The organism is Nonomuraea sp. NPDC050786 (genome assembly GCF_040654115.1).
Taxonomy (GTDB): domain Bacteria; phylum Actinomycetota; class Actinomycetes; order Streptosporangiales; family Streptosporangiaceae; genus Nonomuraea.
Genome location: NZ_JBFAHJ010000011.1, coordinates 196,872 through 207,615 on the forward strand (window position 1 = coordinate 196,872; position 10,744 = coordinate 207,615).

3 protein-coding genes are annotated in these 10,744 nt (G+C 71.4%); all 3 read right to left on the reverse strand.

The features are described from left to right. Positions 1-35: 35 nt before the first annotated feature. The 3 genes from AB0H84_RS22150 to AB0H84_RS22160 all read right to left on the reverse strand — a co-directional run bounded on the left by AB0H84_RS22150 (position 36) and on the right by AB0H84_RS22160 (position 10,737). Positions 36-3,170: an amino acid adenylation domain-containing protein gene (locus AB0H84_RS22150; protein ID WP_357607019.1), complete on the reverse strand. Its 3,135-nt coding sequence runs from the start codon at positions 3,168-3,170 to the stop codon at positions 36-38. Position 3,171: 1 nt separating this feature from the next. Beyond that, positions 3,172-8,286: an SDR family oxidoreductase gene (locus AB0H84_RS22155; RefSeq protein ID WP_357607023.1), complete on the reverse strand. Its 5,115-nt coding sequence runs from the start codon at positions 8,284-8,286 to the stop codon at positions 3,172-3,174. Positions 8,287-8,361: 75 nt separating this feature from the next. Further along, positions 8,362-10,737, reverse strand: coding sequence for a lantibiotic dehydratase (locus AB0H84_RS22160; RefSeq protein WP_357607027.1), 2,376 nt, complete (start codon positions 10,735-10,737; stop codon positions 8,362-8,364). Between the last annotated feature and the right edge of the window lie 7 nt (positions 10,738-10,744).

A 10,744-nucleotide genomic window follows, 5' to 3' on the forward strand; every position in this document is an offset into this window, starting at 1 on the left:
GGCCGTCCGGCACAGGACGATTGAGACGGGGGGCGTCATGCCTTCTCCTTGGTGGCGGCGGGTGGCGTCGTGCCGTCGGTCAGCCGCGACGCCAGCAATCTCGGGGTCGGCGCCTCGAAGATCAGCTCGAATGCGACCGGACGGCCCAAGGCGGTTCCCACCTGGTCGGCGATCTGGACCGCGAGCAGCGAGTGGCCGCCGCTGAGAAAGAAGTTGGACTCCACCGTCAGCCGGGGATCTCCCAGCGTTTCGCGCCACACTCTGACCAGCAACTCCTCGGTCGGGTCGTCGGGCAGGGCCGACTCGGGCACGGCAGCACCGGCGTCGGCCACCACGGCGGCGATCTGCCGGTAGTCGATCTTGGAGTTGCCGGTGAGCGGCATGGCGGTCAGCACCACGAACCGGCTGGGGACCATCGCCGCCGGCAGGTGCGCGGCGGCATGGTCCCGCAGCCGAGCGGCCAGCGGCTGGGCGCCGCTGCCGGCGTTGCCCGGGTCAGCGGGCTGGATCCCCGCGACCAGTCGCTGGTGTCCTGCTGGATCGGATTCGGTGATCACCGCGGCGGCACGCACCTCGGGGTGGCGCTCCAGCACCGCTTCTATCTCGCCCGGTTCCACCCGGTGGCCGCGCACCTTCGCCTGCCGGTCCGTACGGCCGAGGTACTCCAGGACCCCGTCGGGGCGCTGCCGCACTCGGTCGCCGGTGCGGTACATGCGTCCGTGCCGCGGGTGGACGGCGAACCGTTCAGCGGTCAGCTTCGGGTCGCCGCGGTAGCCGAGGGCCACACCGGTACCGCCGATCCGCAGCTCACCCGGCACGCCCACGGGCACGTCCCCCCCGGAACGGTCGGTGACGTGGATGGTGGTGTTGGCGACGGGGGTGCCGATCGGCACCGGCTCCGGCACCGGCGAGGTCAGCTCGATCGCCGTCGACCAGATGGTCGTCTCCGTCGGCCCGTACACGTGATACAGCCGGCAGCCGGCCGCGAGCAGTTCCTCGGCGAGCGCGGCGGTGAGCGACTCCCCTCCGCTGAGTGCCCGCCGTCCCCGCAGCCGTTGGCCGAGGTGCGGCACGAGGTGGCGCCACAGCGTCGGGGTGGCTTGCAGTATCGTCACGTCCCGATCGACGACCAGGTCGAGCAGTGCCGTGCCGTCGGCGCGAATCCCGTCGCCGGCGACCACCACCTCGCCACCGGAGACCAGCGGCAACAACAACTCCAGTGCCGAGATGTCGAACGAGAAGGTGGTGCTCCACAGCGCGCGGTCGTCCGCGGTCACCGCCAGATGCTCACGGAAGTGGTGCACCACGTTGGCGAGGTTGGCGTGCGAGACCACGACGCCTTTGGGCCGGCCGGTGGAGCCGGACGTGTAGCTGATGTACGCGGGATCATCGCCGGTCGCCGGCGGCACAGCACCCGACGGCTCGGTGCCGGGTTCTGTCGGGAGCTCCAGGACGACGAGATCATGCGTGCGCTCCGCCGGCAGGGGCCGGTCGCTGAGCACGACCCGCGCGCCGGAGTCGGCCAGCTGGAAGCCGATCCGCTGCGCCGGATGCTCGGGCTCCAGCGGCAGGTACGCGGCGCCGACCGCCCAGCATCCCAGTACCCCGGCCGCGAGCCGCTTGCCGCGCGCGCCGTAGAGGCCGACGACATCGCCGCGACCGATCCCGTGCGCGGACAGTGTCGCTGCGACCGTCTGTGCCCCTCGGCGCAGCTCGTCGTACGTCCAACCATCGATCGCCATCGCGTGTGGTGTCCGCACCGCCTGCGCGCCGATCAGCACGCCGAGGTTGGCCTCCGGCCATACGCGGGCGGGGCCGTGCGATACCGCGCGTTCCCGTTCCCCTTCTGCGTCGCAGTCCACCCAACCGACCGGCAGCCCGGCGCCGCTTTCGCCCGGTGCCTCGTCCAGCGACTCGTCCAGGGCGATCAGTAGTCGCTCCAACCGGGCGAGCAGGGTTGTCGCGAACCCGCGATCGTGGACCTCGGTGCTGTAACGGAAGTCGATGGTGGCCCTGTCCGCCTGGAACGCCGCGAGCAGTTCCAGGTCGACACGGCTCATCGCGGTGTACGCGTCGACGCCCCGCACCGGGACTCCCGCCATCGTCTGATCGCCGGTGCCGGTCGGCAGGTTGTTGAAGGTGTGCCGGAACAGCGGCACGCGCCAGTCCGCCGACCTCACCGGCATGACCGGCTGGATCGCCTCGAACGATACTTCGCCGTGTTCGAGACCGACCAGGAAGACGTCCCGGGTCTGCCGGACGAGGGTGGCGAAGTCCGCGGTGAGATCGACCTCGACCCGCAGCGGCAGGGTGTTGGCGTGGTAACCGACGACATTCTCCGCTGCGGCGCCGCGCCGCCCGTTGGTGAGCACCCCGATCACCAGGTCCGGACCGGCGCCATGCTTGACCAACAGCAGGTAGTACGCGGCGAGCAGGACGATGTTGTCGGTGGTGCGGGTGAATCTGCGCAGCCGCGCGAGGGCCGCCCGCGCCCGCTCGGACAGCGCTCGCTCGACTCGGCCGCCGGCGAAGGTCGGCCGCAGCGGCGAGGGCCGCGCGTCGGGAAGTGCGAACGTGTCCGGGTCGACACCGCTCAGGTGCGCACACCAGTAGTCGATCGCGGACTGGTCGGGAGGCGCCTCGAGGTACACCGGCGCGCTCCCGGCAAGGTGCGGCGGCGGGTCCAGATCGGCGGCGAAGGCGTCATAGAGCTCGACCAGTTCGCGCAGCACGACCACGGCGGTCACCCCGTCGGCGACGATGTGGTGGAGCACCAGGCAGACCACCTCGCCTGTCGGCAGCACGATGCGATGCGCCCGCAGCAGCAGTCCGCTCTCGAGGTCGAACGGTTCGGCCATCAGCTCGGTGACCTGGGCGGCCAAGGTCTCCTCGGTGCCGCTGGCGGTCGTCAGGGGCACCACCAGGTCGGTCGCCGGCAAGAAACGCTTGTACAGCGTCGAGCCCCTGGTGTGCAGGGTGGCACGCAGGCCGGGGTGGCGCCACACGATGTGGTCGATGGCCGCCTGCAGCGGCCCCCAGCGCAGCCGCCGGTCGAGCCGCAAGCCCGCTCCGACGTTGCAGATCCCCCGGCCGGGCGTCAACCGGTGCAGCATCCACTGCGCCTGCTCCTTGCGATTGGCGAGGACCTCCGCCCCTATGTCGATCGTCATGTCAACGGGCACCTTCCGCGACCAACGCGTCCGCGAAGGCCGACAGCGTGGGGTGATCGAACATGGTGATGACGCTCAACTGGATGCCGAATTCCGATTTCACGCGTGACATCAGCTCGACCGCGCTGAGCGAGTTTCCGCCCTGTTCGAAGAAGTCGTCGTCATCGGCCGGTGAAGACACCCCCAGGACGGCGGTCCAGAGCACGGCCAGTCGCTTGAGCACCGTATCCGCTCCAGCGGCACCTGCCTCGTGCCGTGGCTCATCCGCCATGGCCACGGGCAGTTGGGGCGGCGTTGGTAGCGGCGGCGTCGGTTGGGGCGGCGTTGGTGGGGGTGGTGTTGGTGGGGGTGGTGCCGTCGGCGTGTCCGGGATTGCCACCGGATGGCCCGCCTCGTGCGGACGTACCGCTATGTGGTGGGCGTGGCGTCCGCCTAAGAGTGACAGCAGCAAGCGTGCCCCCGTTACGGGCGCGATGCCGTCGGGGATCGGCGCCGCGCCGAACTCACCGCCCCCCTTGAACTCGTCGGCGATCACGCGCCGCATCGTGAATCCCTCCAGGCGCGCCAGCAGTTCTCCGTCGGTGTCGTAGATGTCGATGTCTGCTCGGATCACTCCAAGCGGTGCGGCACGGTGCCGCACATGGCTGACGACCATGTTCGGGAAACTGCGGAAGATCTCGCAGCGGTGGTAGCAGAACGGCAGGTAGGAGCCGCTCGGGTCGAACGCCGTGGCCGCGGCGGTGGCGTTGTCCAGCAGAGCCGGGTGAACGGGGAAGTCCGCGATGTCGTCATGGAACGGCTCGGCGAGCGCCAGCTCGACGAGCCGCTCTCCGTCCTGCTCCGGGTCCACCGCGACGCGCACGACGTTGTCCCACCGCGGCCCGAAGGTGACCAGGCCGGCGGTGTTGGCCTCTTCCGGTGCGGGCACGCGCAGCCGCCTCCGCAGCGCCGCCAGCCGTTCCGGCGACTGCCGGATGGGCCGGCCGAGCACGGCGACGGAGCCCCTGACGTGCTGCACGGAGAGCCCATCGGGCACTTCGGCCGAGTGCACCGTGAACGCCCATCCGTCGCCTTCGGGTTGGAAGGCGACGGTCACCCGGCGCGGACACGTCACCACCATGGGCCGCTCGAAGGTCACGCCGCTGAGGGCCACCGCGGCCGATTCATCCGGGGCGGCGACCGCGCGAAAGCCGCGCAGGACAAGGTCGAGAAAGCCGGTGCCGGGCATGACCGCACGCTTGCCGATCCGGTGCTCGTCGACCACCAGCGAGTCCTGCGAGACCTCCGTCGTCCAGACCGTTCCGGCGACCGGCAGCGGCGACCGGGCCGCCATTCCCACCGTGTGCCATGCGGGCCAGTTGATGCTGAGAGCGGGTACACCGGCACGGCCTAACAGACGGCACAGGGCGTCGGCGAAGGCGTTGCCGGCGGCGTAGTCGCCGCTGCCGACGAGACCGCCCAGCGCCGCGCGGCTGGAGGTCACCACGAAGAAGTCGACCGGCGGATGCTCGCGCAGCACCTCCGCCAGCACGAGGGAGCCGGCCACTTTGGGGCGCAGCACCGCGTCGGCGTCTTCGCGCCGCCGCACCAGCAGCATGCCGGAGCCGGCCACCCCCGCCAGGTGAACAATTCCGTTCACCTGGCCGTGGCGCGCGCGGATGGTGTCGAACAGCCTGCGGGCGGCCCGCAGGTCGGCGATGTCGCATGCCTCGACCTGTACGGTCGCGCCCAGCCTTTCGCAGTCGGCGATCGCCGCCCGGGTCGCGTCAGCTTCGGCATCGCCCTCCGGCGGCAGTCCGCGACGACCCGCCAGTACGAGGTGTGGGGAGAGTCCGGTGGCGGCCATCTCCCGTGCCACCGCGAGACCGATCCCGCCCAGTCCCCCTGTGAGCAGGTACACGCCCCGCCGACGCAGCATGTGGGCGGTCGGCATCGGCGGCTGGTACGGCAGTTCGACGCGTTCCCACCGGCTCGGCCCACGCAACGCGACGACAGTATCCGCCGAGCCCGAGGCGATCTCGGAGGCCAGATCCTCGTCGGTGAAAGGAGCGGCGATATCTATCAGCCGGCAGGACAGCTCGGGCGACTCCCGGCTGAGCGTGCGAATCGCCCCGTGCAGTGTGGCTTTCATCGGATCGATCGGTTCGGCGCCGGTCACGTCAACCGACCCACTGGTGAGCACCAGGACGCCGGTGACGCTGCGATGGCGCATGCCGCGCTGGATCAAGGTGGTGAAGCTGTGGAAGGACTCCGCGAGCCCGTCGGCGGCGCGTGCGGATGCCGTCGGTGCCGACTCGGCAAGTCCCAGACCGTGCACCAGGAGGCTGGGCAGCGCTCCCCGAGCGGCCATGGCGGCGAGGACCAGATCGATGTCACCCGGATGATCGGGCCGGACACGAAACTCACCGTCCGTCTCGGCGTAACTCGCACCTGGCCGGGCGATCGTCAGGCGGTATCCGGCTTGCTGCAACGCCAGCACCGCGGGCCGGCTCGACGCGTCATCGGCAAGCAGGACCAACGCCGGCGCCCCGCCGGCGTTCTTCACGACGCCGGGGTGCGGTCGCTCCACCCAGGTCAGTCTGCTCAACGGCGAGGCGGGCGAGACGGCTCGTGGCGCCGTGGGCTCGGGCTCGGGCTGGTAGTCGATCCAGTGCCGGGTCCGCTGGTACTGGTAGGTCGGAAGCGGCAGGCGCCGCGCCGGCACATGCCCGCGGACGGCCGCCCAGTCGACCGGGTGGCCCTGAGTCCAGAGCATGGCGGCGGCGGTGACGGCCGATCGATGATCATCGTCCGGGTCGGCGATGGCCGGGCGAGCGGGCAGGGTGGCTGCGGTGAACGTGTCTCCGGCACCGAGGTCGGGGTGCTGATGAGCGAGTCCGATCAGGGTATCGCCCGCTCCGACCTCCAGCAGCGTCCAGTCCGGCGTCGCGGCCAGGTGGTCGAGCGCCACGTCGAACCTGACCGGCCGGCAGAGCCGGCCCGCCCAGAACAGCGGGTCAAGGGCTTGTGCGTGAACCGGGTCGCCGGTCGTGCCCGAGATCATGGGCAACACGGGCTCTCTGAGCGTCACACCGTCGAACGCGGCCGCGAACCGGTTCATCGCGAGCTCCGTGGCCAGGGTGTGACCTCGGTGCGGCAGTGCAGCCGTGGCCTCAGCGTGAGCCGCCACCAGCCGGACCGCGGCGGGGAGATCGCACACTCCGGCGACGGCTGCGGCGCTCAACTCGCCGACATCGTGCCCGATCACCATGCTCGGGTGGATGCCCCATGATCGCCACATGGCGGCGAGGGCGTATTCCACTACGAAGATCAGCGGCTGCGCGTGCGCGCTGTCGCTCAACCCGCCGTCGCCTGCTCCCTGCCAGGCGGCCCGTAGCTCGACCCCGACGTTCTCGAACAGGGCGAGGCAGGTGTCCACCGTGTCGGTGAACACCTGGTCCACGCCGTACAGTCCGTTCGCCACCCGCGTCGGCCGCGCCGCCTGGCCCGGGAACAGGAACGCCACCGGCCGGGGCTCATGCGCACGGTGTCCTCGCAGGATCCGGCCGCTGTCCAGCGCCTTGACCGCGTCCGCGGCACTCCCGACCACGGCGGCCCGCACGGCATGCGCGGTACGGCCGTCCTGAAGGGTCGCGACCGTGTCGGCGAACGCGCTGTCGCCCTGCCTGCGCAGGTGGTCGGCAAGCAAGGGTTCGTAGTCGCGGACGGCGCCGTCGCTGCCGCCGGACCAGATGAGCACCTGTGGCCGCCGCGGTGCCGGCGTGCGGGCCGGTTCCGGCCCCTCGGCGACGACAAAGTGGACGTTGGTACCGCCGATGCCGAACGAACTCATACCCGCGACCCGTGGGCGACCTGCCGTCCTCGGCCACGGCATCGCTGCCGAGTCCACGGTGAACGGGGTTTCGGCGAGCCGCAGCCGCGGGTTCGCGGCGGTGAAGTTCGCGGTGCCCACCCGGCGCTCGTTGCTCAGGCACAGGGCGACCTTGACCAGGGAGGCGACTCCGGACGCGTGTCCGAGGTGGCCGATGTTGCCCTTCACCGATGACAGCATGATCTCGCGCGGTGACGTGCCGAGCAGGCGGTACGCCTTCGCCAGCGCCGCCACCTCGATCGGGTCTCCGACGAGGGTGCCGGTGGCGTGGGCTTCCACGTACGAGATGTCGGCCGGGTCCGCCGCGGCGACCCGCATCGCCTCGGTGACCACGGCGACCTGCCCGGCGATGCCAGGTGCGGCGAAGCCGGCCCTGGCCGCACCGTCGTTGTTGACCGCCGACCCTCGGATCACCGCCCACACGTGATCCCTGTCGGCGATCGCGTCGCTGAGCCGCTTCAGCACGACAGCGGCGGCGCCGCTGCCGAAGACGGTTCCGGCGGCTGCCTGGTCGAACGGGCGGCAGTGCCCGTCCGGCGAGAACGGTCCACCGGCATCCCACCGATAGCCGTGATGCACGGGGGCTTCCAGGTCGCTGCCGCCCGCGATGGCGACATCGCATTCCCCGGTGCGCAACGCCTGGCACGCGATGTGGACCGCGACCGCCGAACTGGAACAGGCACTGGAGACGGTCATGGCGGGGCCACGGAATCCCCACCGGTACGCCACGTGCGCGCTCACGTAGTCCGGCATGCTGAGCACGCCGTCGGCCATGCTGCTGGTCGGCGTGGCCCGGTCGTAGCGGCGCCGCGTGTGGGCCTCGACATATGCGGCGGCTCCGGCCGCGCCGTAGACACCGACGCTGCCGTCGATGCGGGCCGGGTCGTAGCCGGCGTTCTCGATGGCGGTATGGCTCATCTCGAGGAACATCCGGATCTGCGGATCCAGAACGCAGGCGTCCCGGGGGCTGAAGCGGAAGAACTCCGCGTCGAACAGCTCCAGATCGGGCGGTTCCGCGACCGCCCTCACGTAGTGCGGGTCGACAAGCGCGGCCGCCGGTACGCCGGCGGCGATCAGTTCGTCGTCGCTGGGGAAGGCGATCGCCTCCCGGCCCTCGGCGAGGTTCGACCAGTACTGGTCCGCGTCATGGGCTCCAGGCACCCGGGTAGCCAGTCCGATGATCGCGATCAGGTCGTCCAGATCCGGATCGGCGCGATGCGGGTCGTGCCGGTGTTCTTCGAGCACCGTCGGCGCTCCTCTCTGGCGTGCACGATGGCCGGTCAGGGCCGGTCGGGGCCGGTCGGGTGGCGGAATCGATGGTCATGCGACCGTGCCGGCGGCGGAGTCGGTATCCAACCGCCACGACGGCGCCGGTCCGGCCATGGGGTCGACCGCCACCAGCCGCAGCTCGCTGGTGTACGCCGTGCCGTCGGGCAGCCGCAACCACAGCTCGTCCGGGCCGGGCAGCATCTCGACCACCGTGATTTCCCGGGTCGCCCGGCGTAGCACCCGGGCCAGGTTCTCCACGAGCGGCGGCGCGTCGAAGTCGACGTAAAACGGCTTCGGCTCGCCGGCGGCCCAGACGAAGACGTGCCGTGGCAGCCCTCGCGCGGTCGCCCGGCGTCGCAGGCGGTCGTGGCCGGGATCGCGGTCATGGGACGCCACCACACCCCATTCGGCCGGGTGGAACCGCCAGGTACGGCGGCAGATCGTCACCGCGCCGAGGTCGACTCGCGGCGCGTACGGCTTCGGTGAGCGAAGCCGGAACAGGTTCGCCACCTGGGCGCTGAGGAATTCCCCGAAGCACTCCAGCACGGGTGCCTCCCATCCGGTCGCTCGGCACGTGGCCACCAGTTCGCCGGCGCGTTCGCTGACGACGAGCGCGGTAGCCGGCGTGGTGGCGACCCCACTCGGGTGACCGTCGTCGGCGCCGTACGACCAGTACCTGTAGTGCCCCGGCGGGTCCAGTGCCGTCGGTGGATAGGTTCGCGAGCTGATCTCGGTCGCCGAAGGGGGATACACCGGTACGACCCGGCCCATGGGGACCGTGGCACGGGTCATCGCGACCAGTTCGGCGAGATCGTCGGCCTGGCTGAGGAAGCATCTGTTCTCCAGCGTGTTGAGACCGAGGTGCAGTTCGCCGAGCACCCACCGGGACGCGCCGTCCCGGCACCGGCGCAGCAGCAGGTCGGGACTGTGTACGCGCCCCGCCGCCCACAGCCGCCCGGTCGCCGGGAACAGCGCGTCGGCGAGCCGTCTCGCCTCGGCCACCGGGACCACGCGCGGTTCCGTCGTCTCGCTGTCCGTCCCGGCCAGGATCTGCGCCCACCGCAGCTGGAAGTCCTCGACGATGTCGGTGAGCCGGCCGGCGTCCGCCGCCAGCACGTCTGCCGCGGCGAACTGCAGGTCAGCCAGGGTCACTCGGCTGCGCCGCGCGGCCAGCCGGCGGTACCGCTCGCCCAGCAGGGTGGCCGCCTCCTCCCCCACCTGGCCGGTGAGCCAGCGTGCGCTGTCGAGGAGGATCGCGAGCGGCACGGCCAGGTCGGTCATGAGGTCTGCGCCGATGACGGCCTCGAAGGCCCCGCGGCAGTCCAGGTAGACCGGGGTGCGCCCACCCGGGGTCAAGCCCGGAGCAGGCTGGACGGCGTGTCCGGCAGCGCTGGTGAGCGCCGCGTCGACGGCGTCGAGATGGCGCAGGACCGTCTCGGGGTCGGTGATGTCCTCCTCCGCCGCTGTGCGTGCCGCGGTGAGCGCCGTGAGCTGCTCCGTGAGCCGATCCCGGACGGCGGTGTCGGGTATGGCGGCGACCTGTCGGGCCAGGTGCCGGTCGGGTTCGCCACAGATGGGTATCCGGAAGCCGACCTGGAGCACCGATTCGTCACACAGCCGGCGCACGGCCGACTCGAGCTCCCCCGGAGCCAGGCCGCTCTGCCTGAAGAGCCGATCCAGCGTCCAACCCTCATCGGCGGGTTCGCCGAGGAGGGCGATGAGCTGCCGCTCGACGGGTTCCAGGGCGATGTCGGAGCGGTGCGGACGGTGTACCGCCGCATTGCCCACCGTGCACGAAGGGTTGAGCCGCACCGGTAGATGCGGCCGGATCGAGGGGTCCGCAGCCCACGCGCCGGCCACCGCCTGGATCGCCCACACTTCGTAGCGGACGTTGTGGCGGCGCAGGCCGCCCGGACCGTCTACGCGAGTCTCGTCGCCGTCGAGACGCGCCCACGCGATCGGGCCGAAGAAGCCGATGGTGTCGTTCCTGGCCGCGTAGCGCTGAGCGTAACGGGTGATGAGCCTCTGCCGCCGGCGGAGGTGATGCAGAGACGGTGGCGCTTCGCCGGCTGCGTCGGCGCGTGCTCTGGCGTGGGTGTACCCGGCGACCCAGGCGTGCACGACTTCGGGATTCTGCCACGTGAGTGCGGCGCGCAGCCGGCGGTCGGCGAGCAGTTCGTCGAAGCCGCGCCGGGCGGCGGCACGCAGCGCGCTGTCACGCTCGGCGCCGGGCTGCATCGCCAGCTCCCGCCCGGCGCCCAGCACCGTGAGACGGGAGAACGGCAGGCCCGCGGAGCGCAACGCGCCAACTCGCCAGAGCGACCAGCCACGGTCGCCGTCGACGAGCAGCCGCGCCCGGTCCTGGCCGGCGGTCGATGCGGGTGTCATGGGCCGCTGGGGCGCGGCGTCGGTCGCCTGCTGATACATGCTCGGC